Here is a 264-nt window from a genome sequence, read left to right on the forward strand (position 1 = left end):
CGGTGCAATGGCTGCTTTTCGATTTCGGGCGGCGCTCGGCGCTCAGAGAGGGCGCGCAAGAGTTGTCTTTCGCCAGCAACGTCAATTTCATCGGCGCGCATCAGACGCTGATCCACGATGTGACGCAGGCGTTCTACGACCTTCAGGCCGCCATCCAGCGCGAGGATATCCAGCGCCGCCGCCTTGCCGCCGCTGACGAGATCGCCTCGATGGCCCGCGCCCGGCGCGGCCAGCAGCTGGCCACCGTGACCGAACTGGCGCAGG

1 protein-coding gene is annotated in these 264 nt (G+C 66.7%); it reads left to right on the plus strand.

Features of this window, described 5'->3' with window-relative positions; all coding sequences use genetic code 11:
* Positions 1 to 264 (plus strand): TolC family protein (locus JI666_RS22165; RefSeq protein ID WP_206895064.1); only part of this gene is annotated, 264 nt, incomplete at both ends.

It is taken from the genome of Bacillus sp. NTK071 (assembly GCF_017303315.1).
Lineage (GTDB): Bacteria > Bacillota > Bacilli > Bacillales > Guptibacillaceae > Guptibacillus.